The organism is Gorillibacterium timonense (assembly GCF_001457415.1).
In the GTDB taxonomy this organism is placed as follows: domain Bacteria; phylum Bacillota; class Bacilli; order Paenibacillales; family NBRC-103111; genus Gorillibacterium; species Gorillibacterium timonense.
Genome location: NZ_LN881724.1, coordinates 1,175,631 through 1,197,519 on the forward strand (window position 1 = coordinate 1,175,631; position 21,889 = coordinate 1,197,519).

The 21,889-nt window shown below is 54.3% G+C and carries 18 protein-coding genes and 1 other RNA gene; 13 read left to right on the top strand and 6 right to left on the bottom strand.

The window, feature by feature from the left end:
- Window positions 1-164: 164 nt before the first annotated feature.
- The 3 genes from BN2684_RS17995 to ssrS all read left to right on the top strand — a co-directional run bounded on the left by BN2684_RS17995 (window position 165) and on the right by ssrS (window position 3,311).
- Complete coding sequence (locus BN2684_RS17995; RefSeq protein ID WP_058303505.1) at window positions 165-1,778, top strand: degradosome RNA helicase CshA; 1,614 nt, start codon at window positions 165-167, stop codon at window positions 1,776-1,778.
- A gap of 276 nt (window positions 1,779-2,054) precedes the next feature.
- Entirely contained in the window at window positions 2,055-2,972 is a 918-nt protein-coding gene (locus BN2684_RS18000; protein WP_082652059.1) for a YesL family protein, read from the top strand.
- Between the two features lie 155 nt (window positions 2,973-3,127).
- Window positions 3,128-3,311: non-coding RNA, 6S RNA (gene ssrS / locus BN2684_RS24010), on the top strand.
- Window positions 3,312-3,408: 97 nt separating this feature from the next.
- Here ssrS and xylB read toward each other — a convergent pair.
- Window positions 3,409-4,938: a xylulokinase gene (gene xylB, locus BN2684_RS18005; protein WP_058303506.1), complete on the bottom strand. Its 1,530-nt coding sequence runs from the start codon at window positions 4,936-4,938 to the stop codon at window positions 3,409-3,411.
- A gap of 296 nt (window positions 4,939-5,234) precedes the next feature.
- Between xylB and BN2684_RS18010 the strand changes: the two genes are divergently transcribed.
- The 5 genes from BN2684_RS18010 to BN2684_RS18030 all read left to right on the top strand — a co-directional run bounded on the left by BN2684_RS18010 (window position 5,235) and on the right by BN2684_RS18030 (window position 10,668).
- Window positions 5,235-6,011 carry a DeoR/GlpR family DNA-binding transcription regulator gene (locus BN2684_RS18010; RefSeq protein WP_058303507.1) on the top strand — a complete coding sequence of 259 codons (777 nt, stop codon included), beginning with the start codon at window positions 5,235-5,237 and terminating at the stop codon, window positions 6,009-6,011.
- 217 nt (window positions 6,012-6,228) lie between these two features.
- On the top strand, window positions 6,229-7,395 hold the full coding sequence (locus BN2684_RS18015; protein ID WP_058303508.1) for a galactokinase: 1,167 nt from the start codon (window positions 6,229-6,231) through the stop codon (window positions 7,393-7,395).
- A gap of 104 nt (window positions 7,396-7,499) precedes the next feature.
- Window positions 7,500-8,486 (top strand): UDP-glucose 4-epimerase GalE, encoded by a 987-nt coding sequence (galE, locus tag BN2684_RS18020; RefSeq protein WP_058303509.1) that lies wholly within the window; start codon window positions 7,500-7,502, stop codon window positions 8,484-8,486.
- A 118-nt stretch (window positions 8,487-8,604) separates the two neighbouring features.
- The gene (locus tag BN2684_RS18025; protein WP_058303510.1) at window positions 8,605-10,158 is read left to right on the top strand and encodes a UDP-glucose--hexose-1-phosphate uridylyltransferase; all 1,554 of its coding nucleotides are present in this window, start codon (window positions 8,605-8,607) and stop codon (window positions 10,156-10,158) included.
- 126 nt (window positions 10,159-10,284) lie between these two features.
- Complete coding sequence (locus BN2684_RS18030) at window positions 10,285-10,668, top strand: DUF1499 domain-containing protein (protein ID WP_058303511.1); 384 nt, start codon at window positions 10,285-10,287, stop codon at window positions 10,666-10,668.
- 123 nt (window positions 10,669-10,791) lie between these two features.
- Here the strand turns inward: BN2684_RS18030 and tpx are convergent, their stop codons facing one another.
- Window positions 10,792-11,310 carry a thiol peroxidase gene (tpx, locus tag BN2684_RS18035; RefSeq protein WP_058303512.1) on the bottom strand — a complete coding sequence of 173 codons (519 nt, stop codon included), beginning with the start codon at window positions 11,308-11,310 and terminating at the stop codon, window positions 10,792-10,794.
- Between the two features lie 122 nt (window positions 11,311-11,432).
- Between tpx and BN2684_RS18040 the strand changes: the two genes are divergently transcribed.
- The gene (locus tag BN2684_RS18040; protein ID WP_058303513.1) at window positions 11,433-12,335 is read left to right on the top strand and encodes a LysR family transcriptional regulator; all 903 of its coding nucleotides are present in this window, start codon (window positions 11,433-11,435) and stop codon (window positions 12,333-12,335) included.
- 126 nt (window positions 12,336-12,461) lie between these two features.
- Here the strand turns inward: BN2684_RS18040 and BN2684_RS18045 are convergent, their stop codons facing one another.
- Window positions 12,462-13,178, bottom strand: coding sequence for a zinc metallopeptidase (locus tag BN2684_RS18045; RefSeq protein ID WP_234340269.1), 717 nt, complete (start codon window positions 13,176-13,178; stop codon window positions 12,462-12,464).
- A gap of 348 nt (window positions 13,179-13,526) precedes the next feature.
- On the opposite strand from BN2684_RS18045, the gene BN2684_RS18050 reads away from it, so the two are divergent.
- The 3 genes from BN2684_RS18050 (at window position 13,527) to BN2684_RS18060 (ending at window position 16,859) form a co-directional block, all read left to right on the top strand.
- The gene (locus BN2684_RS18050; protein WP_058303514.1) at window positions 13,527-14,888 is read left to right on the top strand and encodes an ammonium transporter; all 1,362 of its coding nucleotides are present in this window, start codon (window positions 13,527-13,529) and stop codon (window positions 14,886-14,888) included.
- 78 nt (window positions 14,889-14,966) lie between these two features.
- The gene (locus BN2684_RS18055; RefSeq protein ID WP_058303515.1) at window positions 14,967-16,031 is read left to right on the top strand and encodes a DUF294 nucleotidyltransferase-like domain-containing protein; all 1,065 of its coding nucleotides are present in this window, start codon (window positions 14,967-14,969) and stop codon (window positions 16,029-16,031) included.
- A gap of 87 nt (window positions 16,032-16,118) precedes the next feature.
- A complete protein-coding gene (locus BN2684_RS18060) occupies window positions 16,119-16,859 on the top strand; it encodes an exonuclease domain-containing protein (protein WP_058303516.1) in 741 nt (246 codons plus the stop codon).
- A gap of 181 nt (window positions 16,860-17,040) precedes the next feature.
- Here BN2684_RS18060 and BN2684_RS18065 read toward each other — a convergent pair whose 3' ends face one another.
- Window positions 17,041-18,384 (bottom strand): MFS transporter, encoded by a 1,344-nt coding sequence (locus BN2684_RS18065; protein WP_058303517.1) that lies wholly within the window; start codon window positions 18,382-18,384, stop codon window positions 17,041-17,043.
- Window positions 18,385-18,547: 163 nt separating this feature from the next.
- Between BN2684_RS18065 and BN2684_RS18070 the strand changes: the two genes are divergently transcribed.
- Entirely contained in the window at window positions 18,548-19,144 is a 597-nt protein-coding gene (locus BN2684_RS18070; protein WP_058303518.1) for a TlpA family protein disulfide reductase, read from the top strand.
- A gap of 10 nt (window positions 19,145-19,154) precedes the next feature.
- On the opposite strand, the gene BN2684_RS18075 is transcribed toward BN2684_RS18070, so the two are convergent.
- Together BN2684_RS18075 and cimA are read right to left on the bottom strand one after the other, a co-directional pair.
- Window positions 19,155-19,844 carry a DUF2271 domain-containing protein gene (locus BN2684_RS18075; RefSeq protein WP_058303519.1) on the bottom strand — a complete coding sequence of 230 codons (690 nt, stop codon included), beginning with the start codon at window positions 19,842-19,844 and terminating at the stop codon, window positions 19,155-19,157.
- A 247-nt stretch (window positions 19,845-20,091) separates the two neighbouring features.
- Complete coding sequence (cimA, locus tag BN2684_RS18080) at window positions 20,092-21,705, bottom strand: citramalate synthase (protein WP_058303520.1); 1,614 nt, start codon at window positions 21,703-21,705, stop codon at window positions 20,092-20,094.
- Between the last annotated feature and the right edge of the window lie 184 nt (window positions 21,706-21,889).

Here is a 21,889-nt window from a genome sequence, read left to right on the forward strand (position 1 = left end):
GATGTTCTTTGGTACGGCGGTATTTTCCTGCTCAAAGGGAAATGCTTTTTTTATGCACCGCAAGGGTGCTCGAAATGAACCGAATATGGAAACCGTACTGGAGATGCCGTTTATGGCGATAAGTAGAGAGGGCTTAATGCCCAGGAAAAGGAGTTTGATTCCATTTGAAAAATTTTAATGAATTCGGTTTTGAAGCCAAGGTGCTGAGAGCCGTAACTGAAATGGGCTTCGAGGAAGCTACGCCCATTCAGGAAAAAACGATTCCTCTTGCGCTGGAAGGCAAGGATTTGATCGGACAGGCACAAACGGGGACAGGGAAAACCGCCGCGTTCGGCCTGCCGCTCGTTCAGAAGATTCAGCCGACGGAAGACCGCATCGTCGCCCTCATCATGTGTCCGACGCGCGAGCTTGCGATTCAAGTAGCAGAAGAAGTAAGCAAGCTCGGTCGCTTCAAGGGCATCCGTTCGCTGCCGATCTACGGCGGCCAAGATATCGTGAAGCAGATCCGCGCGCTTAAGAAACGCCCGCAGATCATCATCGGAACGCCGGGACGGCTGCTCGATCACATCAACCGCAAGACGATCAAGCTCGACGATGTTCAGACGGTCATTCTCGACGAAGCGGACGAAATGCTCGACATGGGCTTCATGGAGGACATTCAATCCATTCTCAGCCTCGTTCCGGAAGAACGCCACACGATGCTCTTCTCCGCAACCATGCCGGCGAACATTCAACGGCTGGCTCAACAATTCCTCAAAAATCCGGAGCATGTCTCCGTCATTCCGAAGCAGGTCAGCGCACCGCTGATCCAGCAGGCTTATATTGAAGTCCAAGAGAAGATGAAGTTCGACTCTCTGTGCCGCCTGATCGATATGGAAGCTCCGGATCTCGCCATCATCTTCGGCCGGACGAAGCGCCGTGTCGATGAGCTGGCGGAAGGGCTGCAGAAGCGCGGATACTCCGCAGAAGGCTTGCACGGCGATCTGTCGCAGAATCAGCGCGACGCGGTCATGCGCAAATTCCGCGACGGCAGCATCGATGTGCTCGTTGCCACCGACGTGGCTGCGCGCGGTCTTGACGTTTCCGGTGTCTCGCATGTCGTGAACTTTGACCTGCCGCAGGACCCGGAAAGCTATGTTCACCGCATCGGCCGGACCGGCCGCGCCGGGAAGGAAGGAACCGCTTGGACCTTCGTTACCCCGCGCGAGATCGACCACCTGCACTTCATCGAGAAGATTACCCGTCACCGCATCACGCGCAAACCGGTGCCGAGTCTGGCGGAAGCCATCGAAGGCAAACAGAAGATCACCGCTGAGCGCATCATCAATCTGATGCAAAGCGAAGACACGAACGAATACAAGGGCGTAGCCATCCAACTCTTGGAAGAATACGACTCCGTGAACCTCTTGTCCGCGGCCATGAAGCTTCTCACCGGGGATCGCAAGGATGTTGAAGTCGAGCTGACCCCGGAAGAGCCGCTCCGCGCCAAGAAGCGCCGCCCGGATATCCGCTCCGCCGGACGCCGTCCGAACAGCGGCGGTTACGGCAGTTATGGCGGCCAGCGCCGCGAAGGCAGCGGCAGCCGGTACGGCAGCAGCTCGTCAGGCGGGTATGGCGGCGGCAGCAGCAGCCGTCCGCGCCGCGAAGGCTATGACAACAACCGCGACGGCGGTAATCGCAGCAGCTACCGGGATAACCGCAGCAGCGGCGGCGGGTACAAGCGCGACGAGAACCGCAGCGAGAGCCGCAGCAGCTACCGCAAGAGCGAAGACGAATAACGTGGGGATGCCTTCAGGCATCTGACGAGCAGGCAATCGCAGGACCATCGGTCCGCCGGTTGCCTGCTTTTTCATGGACGATTCTTCGAATCCAAAGGCTCCTAGGAGTTTGTCGGAAAATGAGCTATAATGGTATACAAGAACATATCGTTCTTGCGGCATCGGATAGGGTTTCCTTCCGGTGGTCATGATTGACTTTCCCAGCGGCCGCCGTACGGATGGCTTTCCGTCATTTGATAGCGGTTACCGTTGGCTGACGACGAAGGAGGAGCTTTTTTGGAAACAAGAGGTCTCATGGGCGGTTTTTACCGGATATCGGAATGGATCATGCGGTTATCCGCCATCAACCTGCTTTGGGTATTTTGTTCACTACCGTTTTTTTTCCTGTGCCTGACCTTGCTGATCACGCCTTCGGCGGATATGACGCCTGATTACTTTCGTCAATGGTTTCTCATGGTCGGAATCGTCTCCCCGTTCACCGTCATTCCTGCAAGCGCCGCCATGTTTGCGGTAGCTCGTAAATGGGTGACGGGCGATGTAGATGTTCCGCTCTGGAAGACTTATTGGAGAAACTATAAGGCCAATTATAAACAAAGTATGCTCGGCGGGTTTCTCTTCGCGCTGCTTGCGGTCATTCTGTCGGTCAACTATTCCTTCTACCTGAACCGGTCCGACTTTCTGCAATCGTTCTCGCTCCTGTTCATCGTACTTATGGTGTTTCTTGCTGCGGCTTTCTTGAATTTTCTCTCGATTATGGTCCATCTGCACATGAGCACGTTCCAAATCGTGAAGAACAGCCTGTTGATCACGATCGGCCAACCGATCAACTCAATCATGCTGCTTGTGATGAATGGGGCCATCCTCTTTATTAGTGTAAAATATAACTTCTTGATCGTCTTTTTCATGGGAAGCATCATGGCGATCGCCTCCTTCTGGAACTTCAACCGTGGTTTTACGAAGATTCAAATGCGCTTTAAGTCAAGCGAAGAGGATGAAACGGAAGAAGAGAGCGAAGACGAGGGCGACGAAAGAGAATATGAGGACGACGAAAGAGACTATGAGGACGACGAAAGAGAATATGAGGACGACGAAAGAGAATATGAGGACGACGAAAGGGAGAACGAGGAGCAACCGGCATTGCTGACGGACGGAGATCCGAAAGCCGGAACGCCTTCTGAGGAAGAACGCAAATAGTACGCTGTCAACTCAAAAACCGTGGACTCCGTACGACTTCCCATACCGATTGACGCCGATTTATATCCATTCGATTAAGGTGACAGAGTAATAGAGGTTTCCAGCAGTTGGTCTTGCATGAGGGTTAACAAGCGTATATAATGACGATACTGATAAAAGTCCTGCGGTGTTCGTTATGGTTTTCTGTTGTTTTGAACCAATGACATGTTTCTAGGGAGCCTCATATTGTGGTGCAGCTGACAAGCCCTCTTCGAAGGGATCTCAAAAGCGCGACTGCGGACACCCACCTGCGAGAGCAGGTTTGAAACACTTAAACCGGACGGCACATGCGGGCTACTCACGAAAAGTCAAACCGCCTCTCCTCTAAGGAAAGGCGGTTTTTTCGCATGTTATAACGTTGAGATGACGCTGGTATGACGGACAAGCGGCGTTATCCTCAGCCTAGCGCGAGATCGCTCAGCTTGTGGAAGGTCTCCCGAAGAGTCGGGTAGAGGGAGCGGTATACCTCATAATAACGCTCATAGGCGATGCGATTCTCTTCGATCGGTTCCACTCGATCGACCACTTGAATCCATTCCTCACAGAGAGCGGTCGTATCCTTCTGCAATACACCGGATGCGGCCATCACGGCTGCCCCGTAGGCGGGACCGTCCGTCGAATTGACGGTGACGACGGGATACCCGAAGACATCGGCGATCATCTGCCGCCAGAACGGGCTGCGCGCTCCGCCGCCGTTTACCCGAAGCTCGTTGACCTCGACGGAAGATTCCTTCATGAGCTCAAGGGAATCTCGGAGGCCGAATGTGATGCCTTCCATGACTGCGCGGGTGAGATGCGCTTTGGTGTGGCGCAGATTCAAACCAATGAACCCACCGCGCGCCTTCGGATCGGGATGAGGCACCCGCTCGCCGGTGAGGTAAGGGGCGAAGAGCAAGCCTTCGCTGCCGATAGGGGCTTTTGCGGCAAGCTCGGTCAGCAGATCGTAGACATCGCGGCCTTCCTGCTCCGCCTGCAGGAGCTCTTCGTGGGCAAAATGGTTCTTCCACCATTGGAAGGAACCGCCGGCTGCCAGCATGACGCCCATGCGATGCCATTTGCCCGGTACGCCGTGGCAGAAGGAGTGAAGCCTCCGGAGCGGATCCTCCTGATAGGTTTCGTCATGGACGAACACGACGCCGGAGGTTCCCATGGCTACGCTCGCAATGCCCGGCTTAACTACGCCGACGCCCACCGCCCCGCAAGCTTGATCGCCGCCGCCGGCAACGACGGGCGTTCCAACGGCAAGGCCTGTGGCTTCCGCTGCAGCGGAAGTGACGGTGCCAACGATATCATTGCTCTCATAGAGGGGTGGAAGCCAGGAGCGCTCGATGCCGAGCTTGTCCAGCACTTCCTGCGACCAATCCCGCGCGGCCACATCGAGCAGTAGAGTTCCGCTCGCGTCGGCAACGTCGATGCCAAAGCCGTCCGTCAGCATCATCCGGACGTAGTCCTTCGGAAGCATGATATGAGCGATACGGGCATAGGCCTCCGGTTCATTTTGGCGCAGCCAGACGATCTTCGGCGCCGTGAAACCAGTAAGCGCTTTATTTCCGGTCAATTCGCCAAGACGCTCCTTGCCGACGGCATTCTCGATCCATTCGCATTGCTCGGCCGTACGCTGGTCGCACCAGAGCAGGGCGGGGCGGATCACCTGCAGATCCTTGTCCAAGAAAACGGAGCCGTGCATCTGGCCGGATAGACCTACGCCAAGTACATCGCTCGCGGTTATTTCCGCTTTTTGCAGGAGCAGTCGAACGCATTCCGCGGTTCCCTTCCACCAATCCTCGGGATTCTGCTCCGCCCAGCCCGGATGCGGTTGATAGAGAGGATATTCCACACTTTTTCCGGCTTTTACTTGGCCGGCTTCATCGACAAGAATGCATTTAACAGCGGATGTGCCTAAATCGACACCCAAAAAGTAACCCATGCTTTCACCTCATCATAGTATCGATTGCCCATTGCCCTACAGGAGTCCAAAAGAGGATCGGAGGTCAGCGGTATTCGCGCAGGGACTCTGCTATAATTATATTCGAATTGTTGGGGCGAAAATCCTGCTGACTTTGTAAATTAAATGAACAAAGTAATAAGTATGCTGTCAGCCCTAATCATGTGGATTTGAATCGGCGTCAATGGGTATGGGAAGTTGTGCGGATACCAAGGTTATTAAGCTGACAGCGTACATAGTGAACTCTATTATCGTCGACGAAGGAGACGGACGAGCGAATGTTTGCGGAAGAGAGGCAAAATCGAATCCTGGAATTGGTAAACCGGAACGGGAAGGCCGCGGTTTTGGAGCTGAGTGAAACCCTCGGAGTGTCGCCGGTTACGATCCGCCGCGATCTTGAACGGCTGGAGGAGGAAGGGCATCTATACCGGACCCACGGAGGCGCTTTGTCGCTTGAAATGGGGGGGAGGGAGACGGCGCATGAGCGTTCCTTCTCCGAGAAAGAGGAAGCGTTCGCCGCCGAGAAAATGCGAATCGCCGAAGCGGCGGCGGCGCTTGTGCAGGACGGAGACTCCCTCTTGCTCACGCCGGGAACGACGAACATGCTGCTCGCAGGCCGCTTGAAGGGGAAGCAGGCGCTCAGTGTCGTCACCAATGCCGCGAATATCGCCTCAAGCGTAGCGGGTCAGACGGATTGGAATGTGATTCTCACCGGCGGCAAGATCCGACCGCAATCCTATGCGCTCGTTGGACCCCTCGCAGAAGAGAGCCTGGAGAAGATTCGAGCGGACAAGCTGTTTCTCGGCATCGACGGGTTGGACTTCAAGAACGGGCTTACAACGCCGAGCCTGGAGGAAGCCAGTGTTAACCGCAAGATGGTCTCTCTCGCCAAGCAAGTGATTGTGGTGACCGACCACAGCAAATTTGGCAAAACCGCCTTTTCTCGCATCGCAGAGCTAAGCTCGGTTGATATTCTGGTGACGGACAAAGGGCTTGCCGATGAGTATGCCGACTTCATCCGCAGGGAGACGGATATTCGGCTTATCCTGGTCTGATCAGGCTTGGGCTGAATGTCTTGTTTCTGGCTGACACGGACATTTGATGTTGTTTCAAGTACGGGGAGCTGCGTTCGGTGATGAGAAATGACTATTGACCGTTAATGGTGCGGGTAGTACAATGAAAACGAACATAAATGATCATTTATTATCACAAAAGAAACCTATCATCGCAGTATCATTCCCTAAACGAAGAAATACGAAAGAGGTGCGAAGGATGGCAGAGCTTAAAGAGCTGAAGCGGACTTTCGTCGAGCGGTTTGGCGGAACGGAAGAAGGAATTGAAAGCTACTTTGCCCCAGGACGGGTCAACCTGATTGGCGAGCATACCGATTACAATGGAGGATATGTGTTCCCAGCGGCGTTGACCTTCGGAACGACGATGCTTCTGCGCAAACGCGAGGACGATATCATCCGATTCGCCTCCGGCAACTTCTCGACAACGGCTGAGATAACACTCAAGGATGCCAAGAACGTGAAGGAGCACGACTGGATCAACTACCCGAAGGCGGTGCTTGTGCATCTGGCCAAGCGCGGCTATACCTTCGGCGGCTATGATGTGTATTACTTAGGCGAAATTCCGAACGGAGCTGGCTTGTCCTCCTCCGCCTCTATTCAATTGGTTACCGAGTTCGGCTTCATAACGGCGGAAGGGCATCCGGTTGACCGGGTCCAGCTCGCTCTCATCGCTCAGGAGTCGGAGAATCAGTTCATGGGCGTGAACTGTGGCATCATGGATCAGTTTACGGTAGCGAACGGCAAGAAGGATCATGCGATCCTGCTTAAATGCAATACGCTGGATTACGAGCTCGTCCCGTTCAAAGCGGACGGCTGTAAGCTTGTGATCGGCAACACCAACAAGCGGCGCGGACTTGTCGATTCGGAATACAATGCCCGCCGCGCCCAATGCGAGGAAGCCGTCGCTTCCATGCGGCAGGCGTTCCCGGACCTTCAGTTCCTGGGAGAGCTGAATGCCGTTCAACTGAAGGAGAACGAGCATCTCATTCCCGACGAAACGGTGAAGAAACGCGCCCGTCACGTTATTGAAGAGAACGATCGCGTACTGGCATCGGTCAAGGCGCTCAAGGAATCCGATCTTGAAGCCTTCGGCAAGCTGATGATCGCTTCGCACAATTCCTTGCGCGACCAATATGAAGTCACCTGCAAGGAGCTCGACGTGATGGTGGAGGAAGCGCTCAAGGTTCCCGGTGTGCTCGGCTCCCGGATGACCGGTGCCGGCTTTGGCGGCTGCACGGTCTCTCTCGTGAAGAACGAAGCCGTTGACGCCTTTATCGCTTCGGTGGGCAAGGCTTATGCAGAACGGACCGATTACAAAGCTGACTTCTATGTGGGCGAGATTGGCGACGGAGCCAAAGCTCTGTAAGAGGGTAACAAGAATGCGGCAAAGGCAAGGATAGCTGCATTCATTCGATAGTGGAGGCAAGTTCGATCATTCCGGCCTAACCGGACAACTTGGAGGGAATAATCATGGCAATTATGGTGACAGGCGGAGCCGGGTATATCGGCTCACATATGGTAGCGGAATTGCTTCGTCTCGGAGAAGAAGTCGTCATCGTGGACAGCTTGGAAACCGGACATCGCGATGCGGTGCTAGGAGGCAAGCTTTATGTCGGCGACTTGCGCGACAAGGAAGTTCTCGATAAGGCGTTTGGAGAGAATGACATCGAGGCGGTCATTCACTTTGCGGCCAACTCGCTTGTAGGCGAAAGCATGAGCAACCCGGGCAAATACTATCACAATAATGTCTACGGAACATTGTGCCTGCTTGAGAAGATGCAGCAATACGGCGTGAACAAAATCGTCTTCTCCTCGACAGCCGCGACCTACGGAGAGCCGGAACGGACCCCGATCTCCGAGGATGACCGCACGTTCCCGACGAATACCTACGGCGAAACCAAGCTGGCGATGGAGAAAATGATGAAGTGGTTCGATACCGCTCACGGAGTCAAATACGTATCGCTGCGCTACTTCAACGCATGCGGAGCCCACGAGAGCGGCAAAATCGGCGAGGATCACGCTCCGGAAACCCACCTCATCCCGCTTGTTCTCCAAGTCCCGCTTGGCAAGCGCGAGTTCATCTCCATCTACGGCGAGGATTACCCGACACCGGACGGGACCTGCATCCGCGATTATCTGCATGTATCCGATCTGGCGAGCGCTCACGTGCTGGCGCTCGGACGCCTCCGCAGCGGTGGAGACAGCGCGGTGTATAACCTCGGCAGCGGCCGAGGATACTCGGTGAAGGAGATCATCGAGGTCGCCCGCAAAGTGACGGGGCATCCGATTCCGGCCAAAGCGGAAGCCCGCCGTGCCGGGGATCCGGCCGAGCTGATCGCATCCTCGGCCAAAGCGGAGCGGGAGCTCGGCTGGGTCCGCAAGATGGACCGGCTGGAGGACATCATCGCATCGGCTTGGAAATGGCATCGCGAGCATCCGAGCGGTTATCAGGCTTAAGATTACCCACCGGCTCATGGGGGAGATCCCCGAACAGGCGCCGTATAGGAGGAGACCGGGATCGGCTGCGGTCTCCTCATTCGATAGGCGTCTGGTTTATCCAGAGGAGGATAACAGCATGGATATCAAACTGGAGATTGCCCGCCTGCTTCAATTCGGCGTTCAACGCGGTTTTTTAGGAGAAGGCGACGAGATCGTTGCCCAGAATGCTCTGCTTGATCTGCTGCAGGTAGACGAACCTTATGCGGGAGAGATCCCGGATGAGCGGCTCACCGCACCGGTCTCCATTCTGGAGCATATTCTTGATTATGCAGCGGAACAGGGCATTCTTCCCGAGAACAACACGACGCAGCGGGATTTACTGGACGCCCGCATCATGGGTCTTCTCTTGCCTCGCCAATCGGAAGTCGCGAAGACCTTCCGGCAGCTCGCCGCACAAGCCCCTGAGAAGGCGACCGATTGGTTCTACCAGCTATCGACCGATTCCAACTACATTCGGATGGACCGCATCCGCAAGAATGAGATGTGGCTTGCTCCGACCGAATACGGAGATCTGGAGATCACCGTCAATCTCTCCAAGCCGGAAAAGGATCCGAAGGAAATCGCAGCGGAGCGAAACGCGCCGCAAAGCCGTTATCCGAAGTGTCTCCTGTGCCTGGAGAACATTGGATACGCCGGACGACTCAATCATCCCGCTCGGCAAAATCACCGGGTGATTCCGCTTGGGCTTAACGGGGAGCCATGGTTTCTGCAATATTCTCCCTACATCTACTATAATGAGCATTGTATCGTCTTCAGTCGGGAGCATGTCCCGATGAAGGTGAGCCGCAACTCATTCGTCCGCCTTTTGTCCTTTGTCGGGCAAATGCCGCATTACTTCATCGGCTCCAATGCCGATCTTCCGATCGTAGGTGGTTCCATCCTTAGCCATGACCACTTCCAGGGAGGGCGGCACGTCTTCCCGATGGAGAAGGCTCCGGTAGAAAGTTCCTTCCAGCACAACGATTATCCGGGCGTAAGCATCGGCATCGTGAAATGGCCAATGTCGGTCATCCGCATTTCGGGTGATAACCCGGATCACCTGATCGAACTGGCAGACACCCTCCTCACCCTGTGGCGCGCTTACAGTGATCCTCAAGCCGATGTTCTCGCCTTCAGCCGAAGCGATGAAGGGGAAGTTCTCCATAATACGATCACCCCGATCGCCCGGCGAAATCTGAAGGGAGAATACGAGCTGGATTTGGTTCTCCGCAACAACCGGACGACAGAGGAGCATCCGCTCGGGCTGTTCCATCCCCATGCCGATCTGCATCATATCAAGAAAGAAAATATCGGCTTGATCGAAGTGATGGGACTGGCCGTTCTGCCCGGTCGTTTGAAGGATGAGATCGAGGCGATCGCAGAATGGCTGGTGGAAGCGTCCCAACTCTCCGCAGCTCCGGCCATAGCGGAGGGAAGTCCGCTCGCGAAGCATGCGGAATGGATGGAGCAGCTGCGGAAGGAATACAAGTCTCTAACCAAAGAGCAAGCTCTTGAAGCCGTTCGGCGGGAAGTCGGGAGCAAGTTTGCCCGCGTCTTGCTCGACGCAGGGGTCTATAAGCGCGACAACAGCGGTCGTGCCGGATTCTCTCGCTTTATGGAGCATGCGGGCTTTGCTCCGGTTGCCGATTGACAGTCGGCAGCTCAAGAAACCGCTTCCTTCCCTCTTTTGCTTTAACCGAAACAATGGTAAAATTAATAGAGAAATCATCCGGTGTTCACGCACCGGCTCAGGAAGATGGTTGAGGAGGGCAAGGCATTGTTGAAAAGGACGTTGGTCGGCTTGATTCGCAGCCACGAAAGCACCGGTGAAAATGCGAAGGAGCCGGAACTGAAGACCAAGCACTACAAGCTTCCCAAGGACAAGCTTTGGGAGGAAGTCATCAGCATGCTCAAAAAGCTGAAGGGGTATACCATCCTTCACGAGGTTCAGAATGTCGGCGAGATCGTGGTCGAGAAGAGAACTGCTTTCGGACGCACGCAGGACATCACCCTAACCTTATTCCGCATCACTCCGTTGGAATCGGCCATTGACATTTATTCCGCCTCCCGGGGAAATCTGGGGGATCTCGGATCCAACTATCGCAACATTACCGAGATTTACAAGCATTTGGACAAGAGGCTGGCCCAATACAAGCTGTAAGTCAACCTGCTCCCGGGCTATTGCTGGGGGCTTTTCTTTTCAGATACGCATCCCTTCGCAAAAAGACCTCCAAGCGCATAGCGCTTAGAGGTCTGAAACACTCTTGTACGGTTACCGTTCCCATTAGAGCAAGGCTTTAACGGCGGCAATCGCTTTGTCGTAATCAGGATGCTCGGTCATCTCACCGAGGTACTCGACGTAACGGATCTTGTTCTCCTTGTCGAGGACAAAGATCGAACGCATCAGTAGGCGGAGCTCCTTGATGAGAACGCCGTAAGCGGTCCCGAAGGAGACGTCCTTGTGGTCCGAGAGCAGGACGACTTGATCGACCCCTGCGGCTCCACACCAGCGCGCTTGAGCAGGAGGGAGGTCGTTGCTGATCGTCAGAATGACCACTTCATCCCCCAGGTTAGCTGCTTCTTCATTAAACCGACGGGTCTGCATGTCGCATACCCCCGTGTCGAGCGAGGGAACAACGCTGATCAGCTTGATTTTGCCGGCAAAATCCTGCAGGGTCGCGGACTCCGTCAGATTCTTGCTCACGGTGAAATCGGGAGCGGATTCTCCAGCGTGGAGCTCCGGTCCGATGAGCGTGAGGGGATTTCCTTTCAAGGTTGCCACACCAGTTCGTTCTTGAGTCATGTTCTCCTATTCCTCCTTTAAGGGTTAGCTCGTTAACGTTTGGAAAGCAGCAAGAACTTCCATGCATTCTTTATTATATAGGGTTGGAAAATCACTTGTCCAATCCGAAAGAGAGGTAGCGATTGGAACTTCGACAGCTCCAGTACTTTTTGAAGGTAGCCAAAAAACAGCATGTGACCCAAGCCTCCGAGGAGCTGCACATCGCTCAGTCGGCTGTCAGCCGCCAGATTCATCAACTCGAAGAGGAGCTCGGCGTATCCCTCTTCGTGCAGAGAGGACGAAACCTGCAGCTCACCTCTGCCGGGAAGCTGTTTCTGGGCCGGGTGGAAGGGATCATGAGCGAGCTGGAACGAGCGGTAAGGGAAGTGCAGGAATTCCTCGACCCTGCCAAAGGAGAGATTCGCATCGGATTTCCGCACAGCTTGGGAATCAGCCTGCTGCCGACCGTGGTCGCCGGCTTCCGTCGGATCTATCCGGAGGTGAAATTCCGCTTTCGCCAAGGGACATACAAGAGCTTGATCCGCGATGTGATCGAACGGGAGATCGATCTAGCGTTCATCTCCCCCCTTCCCGAACGCCATGATCGCGTGATCGGCGAGCTTTTGCTGACGGAGGAGTTATTTGCCATCCTGCCCGCCGGGCATCCTCTGGCGAACCAAAGCGAAATTCGGCTGGACGAGTTGTCCGAGGAACCGTTTGTCCTGTTCAGCGAAGCCTATTCCCTCCGTTCGATCGTCCTGTCCGCCTGCGAGAGAGCGGGCTTCCGCCCGCGAATCGAGTTTGAGGGGGAGGAGACGGACACGATCCGGGGGTTGGTCGCTGCCGGCATGGGCGTGAGCTTGCTTCCCGAGATGGCGCTCTCCGAAACCTCCGCTCTGGAGCCCGTTAAGCTCCGGGTGACGGAGCCGGCGGTGACGCGCACGGTGGGGATTATTCGCCGCAGTGGAGAAGCTTTACCGCCTGTAGCGGAAGGATTCCGGCGCTACCTGAACGATTATTTTCGCAGCAGAAGCGTTGTCAAATAGATGGAGAACAGTAGATGGTGAATATGCGGTCAATAGAAAAGTCCTCATCCCCTTCGGACAAAATCACGAAGGGAATGAGGACTTTTTTGCTAGATAAGCAGTGGTGTTCGAATTGTCTGTCAACCGTCAATCATTGTTGCGGTTGTTACCGAAGATCATCACGAAGCGGAGCAACTGCAAAAGCGAGATGAGGGCGGCGGCTACATACGTGAGAGCGGCGGCATTCAGCACCCGATCCACTCCCGGCTTTTCCCGCAGATCGATGAAGCCTTCGGATACCATCAATCTCTTGGCGCGGTTCGTTGCGTTGAATTCCACGGGCAGCGTCACCAATTGAAACGCGACAGCAGCCGAAAAGAACAGGATGCCCACCCAAACGAGGTTCATGGAACCGAACAATACTCCTGCGAGCATAAGAAACGGAGAAGCGCTGGAAGCGAAATTCACGAAGGGGAACATCCGGTGGCGGGCGACCAGCATCGGATAAGCCTCCTTGTGCTGAATGGCATGGCCGACTTCGTGGCAGGCCACGGAAATGGCGGAGATGCTGCTTTCATAATAGACCGGCTCCGACAACCGAACGACGCGCTTGATCGGGTCGTAATGATCACTCAAGGTTCCTGGCACAGGTTCGATCGGAACATCGTACAAGCCGTTCAGATCGAGCATGCGGCGGGCGGCGTCATAACCGGTCATCCCGGAGCCGGCTCTCACCTGAGCGAATCGGTTGAAGGTGCCTTTGACGCGGAAGGATGCCCACAGGGACAACCCGAAGGCTAGCAGGATCAGGATCATCATGGGATCCATACCGAAGCCGTAGCCATAACCATAACTGGGATACATGATCGAAATCCTCCTATTCTGAGATCGGGTGTTTTTTCTCTTCCTTATCTATACGGAAAAAACGGGGACTGGTTTCATCGCCCGCGCAAACCGGAAGATCCTTTTTTTATGATTTTCTCAAGCTAGTTTACCCGCACGGAGAACAAAAGAACCGATTTCGACCCTTCTTTTTCCTTTTGATCATACAATCTGTAACCAAACATCACATTAATGCGCAAATACGAATGATTCCATGCTCGAATAACAACATATTTACGAAAAAATATGTTGCATTTTATACCACATGCCAATATAATTACAACAAGTAAGTGAGATGTAAAGAAATATAACATTAAGGGAGAGGTTTCTATGTGGAAAAAAGTGGCTGTCACAGCCGGCGCACTCACCTTGCTGTTTCCGACGCTCGCATTTGCTGATGGGGTAACCAACGAGCAATTGGCGACAGCAGTCAACTCACTCTGGGTTATGCTCGGCGCAATTCTGGTCATCTTTATGCAAGGCGGCTTTGCTCTTCTCGAAGCCGGTTCGACCCGAATGAAAAACGCTGGTCACGTTGCCGGGAAAACCGTCCTCACCTTTGGTCTTGCATCTATCGCATTTTGGGCTGTCGGCTTTGGTCTAGCCTTTGGTAACGGCAACGGGTTCCTTGGCACGACAGGCTTTTTCACGAACGTAACGAATTTGGCTCCGTTCGATACCGCCTTCGGGGCTCTGGGCCTTCCGATTTCAGTGCTCTTCCTGTTCCAGCTGGCTTTCGCCGGCGTATCGCTCGCCATCGTCTGGGGCGGCTTCGCGGAACGCGCTAAGCTCACCGTTTACTTCGTCTTCGGTGTTCTCTACATCATCCTCATCTATCCGTTCGCAGCTCACTGGGTATGGGGCGGTGGCTGGCTGTCCAAGATCGGCATGCTGGACTTCGCGGGCTCCACGGTCGTCCATCTACAAGGGGCTACTGCCGCGCTCGTCGGTACGATCATGCTCAAACCGCGTATCGGCAAATTCAACAAAGACGGTTCTCCGAACCTGATTCCTGGTCACAACCAAGTGCTTACTGTTCTCGGTGTCATTATCCTCTGGATCTGCTGGTTTGGTTTCAACGCCGGTTCTACGGTGTCCGCACTGGTAGACTTCGGTTATGTCGCTGTAACGACGAACCTCGCAGCAGCCGCAGGCGCTGTAGCAACGCTGATTATCTCCTGGATCTACTTCGGTAAAGCCGATGTTCCGGCGATGCTGAACGGTGTACTGGCCGCTCTCGTTGCAATCACGGCCGCTTGTGCCTTCGTTACTCCTTGGGCTGCAGTCGTCATCGGCGCCGTAGCTGGGGTCTTCACCTTCTACACCTCCGTCGGTCTGGAAAAGCTCGGACTTGACGATCCGATCTACGCCTTCTCTGTCCACGGTCTGTCCGGGGTATGGGGCACCATCTCCATCGGTCTCTTCGCAACGAAGGAACTGGCCGGAGAAGACAAAGCCGGGTTGTTCTACGGCGGCGGTCTGCACCAACTGGGCGTGCAAGCGCTGGGTGTTGTCGGAACCTTCGCATTCGTAGCCATTCTCAGCTTTGTGATTCTCTATATCATCAAGAAGACCATCGGTCTCCGCGTTACCGAAGAAGAGGAGTTGATCGGTCTCGACTTGAGCGAGCACGGCAACTACGGGTACCCGGAACAACTGCACAAGGCGCAAGATCAGACGTCTTCCATCTAAACCTGCCGATATCGAAATCTTGCAGATGTGCCTCATCGGCACCTGTTAAGAGGATCGCCTGCCAAGGGGGATGGCCTAATGACGACCCTATCTTTAAAATCTGCCGAATTCTACGTCAACCGGTTAGAGAGCATGGAGGAGCTGCTTGCCTTCCGCAAGCAGATGACCGACATGCTCCGGGACCACCCCCTCGGTTCTTTTCCTCAAGAATATAACGATACCGTAAACGGGCTTCAGGACAAGATCATGCAAAAGGCGATCTCCATCGCTGAACGCTCGCTGATCGAAGAAGGTCATGGTCCGCCTCCCGTTCCTTATGCCTTCATTCTCTTTGGCAGCGGGGGCAGGAGAGAGCAGACTCTCTGGAGCGATCAGGATAACGGGCTGATCTATGCGGATCCAACCCCTGATATGGCTCACCGGACAAAGGATTATTTCATGAAGCTGGGAGACCGGATCGTCTCCTCGCTTGCGGATACGGGTTATCCTCCCTGTGAAGGGGGGGTAACCTGTAACCATTCCCGCTGGAATAAACCTGCTGCGGCCTGGATCGAAATGCTCCAAGGCTGGGAGCTGGACGGCTCCTGGGAAGCGGTGCGCTATCTCCTGATCGTTGCGGATCTACGCCATTTGTACGGAGAGAAGGAACTCGCAAAAAGGATTCTGGCGGAGTTTGCAGCCTATCCTCAGCACAGTCCCACTGCCATGAAGCGCATGCTGGAGAATACCTTGCGCCGAAAACCGGCGCTCGGTGTATTCGGTCAATTGATTACGGAACGTTATGGAGAGAACGCAGGGCATTTTGATGTTAAATACGGGCTCTATATTCCGTTTGCCAGCGGAATCCGCCTGTTGGCCATCCATGAAGGAGTGTGGGCGACTTCCACCTCCCGTAGGCTTGAGGGGCTTCGGCAAAAAGGAAGCCTATCCCCAGAGCTTCTTCTGGAATGGCAGCGGAATTTTTCATCGGCGCTCTATTTCCGTACGATAGCAACACAAGAGCCCGAGCCAGGTAAGGAAGCTTCGACACCCATGCTGGACATCGGAGAGCTGGATGAGCTGAGGAAGCTGGAGTTGAAGCGGGCTCTTCGCTCGGTGCGGAAGCTGCAGAGAATCGTCGCTAAGCGGATCAACGGCGATTAAGCTTAATTCGCGAGTAGGTTAATGAGCCGTTATTGAGAGATTTGAGAATGGATGTGTCAGCAAGCTGACCGGAAAGGAGGGATGGGCATGAAGCCGGTACGTCCGGAGAATGCAGGCATCTGGCATCTATACAAACAGGGTGGCATCACGCCGGCCATCACCTCGCTCTTTAATCCCGGAAGCGCTCAGCACATGGCATACATCCGTTCCATGATGAAGGAACAGCGCAAGCAATCTCTGTATGAGATCGGGCTTGAAGACATGGAAGCGGTCGTCTTCGATTTGGAGACGACGGGATTTTCCCCCTATAACGGGGATGAGATCATCTCCATCGGAGCTATAGCGGTCGTCGGTGAGCAAGTGATGGATTCCGAGACGTTTTATACGCCTGTAAATCCGAAACGCAAAATTCCCGAGGTTGTGGTTGAGCTTACGGGACTCACCAATGAAGCTGCGGCGAGTGCCACTGAGCTTTTGCCTGCGCTCAGCGATTTTATGGATTTTATTCGCCAACGGATCCTACTCGCTCACGGGAGCGGCCACGACAAGCATTTTTTGAATGCCGCCCTCTGGAAAACGTCGAAGACAAGCCTGAATCACCGCCTCCTAGACACGATGATGATCGCCAAATGGCTGCATCCCGGGAGCCGCAGCTTGTCTCTTGATGCGCTGCTCGACTATTACGAAATTCCTTGCATCAATCGTCACCACGCATTAGCCGATTCACGCATGACCGCCAAGCTGTGGTCGTTGCAGCTGAACGAGATCCTAAGTCGGGGTGTGAACACCCTCGGAGATCTGTATTCTCGTCTCAGCGTGTACGGGTAAGCTTTCATTCGCTTTCTGCCAAAAGCGGCCTCTTGTCTGAACCTATAAGGGTGCAGACAAGAGGTTTTTCTTTTTGGTGTACCTAGTACGCTGTCAACCTTAATCGTGTGGATATGAATCGGCGTCCATCGGTATGGGAAGTTGTGCGGAGTCCACAGTTTTTGAGTTGACAGCGTACTAGTTATGCGACTTCAGCCGAAGGCTTGATCAAGAAAAAAACGAGGCCAAGAGCGATGAGCGCCAAGGCGGACACCGTGATGAACACGAGCCGGTCCGACTTGTCCATCATCCAGCTGAACAGGGGAGGACCCGCCGCCACACCAAGGTAGCGAAGGCTGTTGTAGAGAGACGTAATCATTCCCCGCTCCTCCTTTTCCACGGAGCCGGTAATCATGGTGTTGAGGCAGGGGAGCAGAAGACCGATTCCGATGCTGTTGAGGGTCAGAAGTCCGATGAATACGATCATAGTTTTGTGAAAGAACACGGCGAGCCCCAAGCTGACTACCATTCCGAACATGGCTGTGAGCATCAGCTTGCGCATGAGGAGGCCGTTCTTTTTGATGTTGGCGCCGGTTGTGTAGGAGGTGACCACCATCCCGAGAAGGGGGATCGCAAGCACAAGCCCCTTGATGATTCCATTTATCGCGTAAGGAGGCTCTTCTAAGATGTTGGAGAGATAGAACAACACTCCAAAGAGGATGAACAAGCCCAGCGAACCGGCAAAGAAGGCGGGGATCAGCCATTTGCCTTTGCTTTTCAGAATCTTCAGGTTAGCTTGCAGATAATCGCGGAACCGGGGAGGCGCTTTCTCCTTCTTGGGTTCCTTGATGAGCAAGCTGACCGCAAGAATGGACATCAAGCAGAAGACAGGAAAAGCAAAAAAGGGTGCATACCAGACAAGGAGTGCGAGAGCCGCCCCAAGGATCGGGCTGATCACCTTACCTGTTCCATTGGAAGCTTCGGTGAGTCCCAATGCCCGGCTCTCCGTTGCCCCGCTGTACATGTCCCCGACCAGCGCCATAGCGATGGAAGAGGTGCCGGCCGCGCCCACTCCTTGGAAGGCTCGAGCGATGATGATGACCGTGTACGATTTCCAAACTGCACCGAATCCGGCCAGCACGCCTGCTGCTCCGAACAGGATAAGAGCGGGGAGAATGACGCTTTTACGACTGAATCGATCGGATAAGAAGCCAGCGATCGGGATGACGAGACCGGCAGTTACGGAAAACAAGGTGATCACAAGGCTGCTTTGCGCTTTGGAGATCCCAAGCTCCCGCACCATTTGAGGCAGGATCGGCACGAGTATGGAATTGCCGAGCACCAGAACGAGCGGTACGGTAGCAATGGCTAGAAATTCACGCAGCTGATTTCGGCTGGATGGATTCCTTTTTTTGGACGAGCCTTCTTCTTCCGATCCCGAGTTTTCATCATCAGCTTCGGTTTGGCGGGAAGAACGGCGAGAGCTTGGAAGCTCAATCGTGCTTTCGAAGACGACCGGAAGCTTGCCCCTCTTGATTTTTTCCATGCGATTCCACTTCCTTCACACAGGCGTATCCTTACTATGACCTTCCCAGCCAAAGGGCATACGAGGAGGATAAGGGAAAGAGATGTGGGAACAATGGTCGGAAAGGAACCGTAACCCGATGAGGCGGAAAAAGCCTCAATGAAGCAACTAGAGGAGGGTTCACATGAAGAAAGTCGGGAATTGGATGCCGATTTGGTGCGGAGCGATCCTCGCTCTTGCGGGTGTGTCGGATGCTGAATGGAGTGAAGCGGCAAGTCATAAGAACGGCTCGGTATTCGTATCGGTCCAGAGCCCTGCGTTTGATAGGGAACCGGCTCCCGGTGAAAAAGCGCCTGAACTAGCCTTACATGGACTTGACGGCAGCACCTATCGAGTCGGGGGAAAGCGGGAGAAGCCGTTGCTCCTCAATTTCTGGGATTCGAGCTGTCCACCTTGTATCGATGAAGCTCCTGATCTTGCTAGAATTTTCAACCAGTATAAGGACAAGCTTGACGTGCTCGCCGTAAACGTGACTCAGCAGGACAGCCGGGAGGATGCCGCTCAGTTTGCAGCAAAAAACGGGTATGCCTTCCCTGTTCTTCTGGATGAACGAGGCCAAGCAACCCGTTTGTATCGCGTTCGTGGACTTCCGACCACCTTCCTCATCGGCAAGGATGGGATCGTCTACGATCAATTTTACCTGCTACCTTCCGAGGATTGGGAAAAGAGAATCACACACTTTTTGCAGCACGATCCCGCCGATTCGCCTGATGTATCTTAAGAGAAGCCCATTATGGCGTATAGACCGCCGACACCTGGCCGATCATGCCGCTCTGTATGGCTTGATCGGTCGATTCACTCACCTTGGCTTCTGCTGATTTTCGTCCGCTGCCAATCTCGATGGTTCCCTCGTATAGAATCCGATTCTCCCAGCGCGTCGTCCCTTCCACATAGAACCGATAGCTCCCAGCCGGAACGGGTATTCCGTCGCTGTCCGTGCAGTTCCAGGTAAAGGTTGCGTCCCCCGTTTTCAAGGTTGCTCCGGCGATTGCGTCCACTTCATCGTAGGAAGCACTTGCGAGACCCGAACGTTTCACCCATGTCGGAATTGCCTCCGGCCGCAGCTTGTAGCCCCCCGTTGCGATAAAATGGGTAGCGAATACCGTCTTCACGAATTCACCTTTAGCGGATTCGATCCATACGGCGAATTGGTTGGTGGCGATTCCGTCTTGGCGGGTAAAGGGGAATGCAATCTCCACCGTTCCAACCGATCCGACCGAACCGGCTGGGGCAGCGGAAGCTTGTGCGGCGGGCTTGCTGCTTGGAGAAGATACGTTTGAAGGAACGGTTGCAGCACTCGAAGGGGAATTCCCCAGTTGGTCAGTACCGGATTCACCGGAGCCCTTTGCGCTACAAGCTGTTGCCAGAATTCCAATTAAGATTGCTGTCATTACGAGTTGTCCTGTTTTTGCTAAGTTCATCTTTTCCGACTCCTTTCTGCGAATAAGCCTGCAACGATCTTAAACCGTCAGTCGCTGCTGTTCAGCTGTTCATTCCTCAAGCAGTCCACCCGTATCGTTTGATAACGTAAATTAGCTTTGAGCTTATTGAGATCAAGTGTAACTTTAAGAAGAAGTGAGCCTCCACTTCAACTGAAGAAAAAGCGTCAAACGGATAGACTCTCCCGTTTAGACGCTTCGTTTGGATTCGCTATGCGGTAACCATCTCTTACAAATTGATGATTCCAACGCGCTCTTGCAGATCTTCCGCCGTTCCGGGAACCGGAGCCTGGCCGAGTAAGGCGAATCGGATGGAATCTAGTAAGGCTTGCCAGCTCGCTTCAATGACGTTCTCCGACACGCCTACCGTGCTCCAGGAATGGGTGTAATTGCTCGATTCCACGAGGACGCGGACCTTGGCGGCGGTGGCGTCTTTTTCATTGATGACGCGAACCTTATAGTCGGACAGATGCATTTCTCGGAGAGCAGGGTACGATTTGATCAACGCTTTGCGAAGCGCATTGTCGAGTGCGTTGACCGGGCCGTTGCCTTCCGCCGCTGTATAAACGGTTTCTCCGTCTACCTTAACCTTGACGATCGCTTCCGAGGCGATGGAGTGATCGCCGATCTTCTCAACCAAGAGCTTAAAGGATTCGATGGAGAAGACCTCGGTTACCTCACCCGAAGCTTGGCGCAGCAGAAGCTCCAGAGAAGCATCCGCCCCTTCAAATTGATAGCCTTGATGCTCCATCTCCTTGATGCGCGAGATCATCTCCTGGGTTTCCACATTCTCCGGATCGAGGGAAATCCCCAGCTCCTGTGCTTTGAACAGCAAGTTGCTTTGCCCGGCCAGCTCGGAGACGAGAACCCGCCGCTTGTTGCCGACGCTCTCCGGTGCGATATGCTCATAGGTTTTGGAATCCTTCAGGATGGCCGAGACATGAATACCTCCCTTGTGGGCAAAAGCCGCATTGCCGACATAAGGCTGATTGATCGGCATATGCACATTGGCGATTTCACTGATGTACCGCGCTACAGCGGTTAGCTGCTTCAAATGACCCTCAGGCAAGCAAGGATACCCCAGCTTCAGCTGCAAATTCGGGATGATCGAGCAGAGATTGGCATTCCCGCACCGTTCCCCATAGCCATTGATCGTCCCCTGCACCATGCGGGCACCCGCTTGGACCGCGCTGAGGGTGTTGGCAACCGCCAGCTCGCAGTCGTTATGGGTATGAATCCCGATGTTCAAGGGTAGCCCCGCCACCTCAGACACGATTTGGTGGATTTCCCCGGGGAGGGTGCCTCCGTTCGTATCGCACAGCACGACCCAATCCGCTCCCGCTTCTCCTATCGTTCGAAGGACGGAGAGTGCGTAGTCGCGGTTATTTTTGAAGCCGTCGAAGAAATGCTCCGCATCAAAGCTGACCTCAATGCCCGACCGTTTCAGAAATCGGATGGAGTCGCCGATCATCGCCAGGTTTTCCTCGAGGGAAGTCTGAAGCGCTGTGTGCACGTGGAAATCCCACGATTTGCCGACCAGGCTCGCCGCCGGCACACCTGCTTCCACGATGCTCTTTAGACTCGTATCATGCTCGGCTATGGAATCTTTGCGGCGTGTGCTGCCGAAGGCGGTGAGTCGTGCGTTCAGCTTCAGGCTTCTGGCCCGTTTGAAGAACTCCATGTCCTTCCCGTTGCTGCCAGGATTCCCGCCCTCAATGTAATGGACGCCAAGTGCATCCAGCTTCTGCGCGATTTTGATTTTGTCCTCGGCGGACAGGCTGATGCCCTCTCCTTGTGTGCCGTCTCGCAATGTTGTATCAAAAACCGAAATGATACCGGCCATGTCCGCATCCTCCCGTTCATTCTGATATTCGCTCGAAAATTCTCATTATTATACCACATTCGGCTGCGATATCACCGCTTTTCCTGCCATTGCTGCAAAAAAAGTGCAGGGAAAGCTTCCTTGACCGGGTTTTTCGTCAGCGGTATGCTGGATGTATCTATCTGAAGATGAGGAGGAGGGCGGC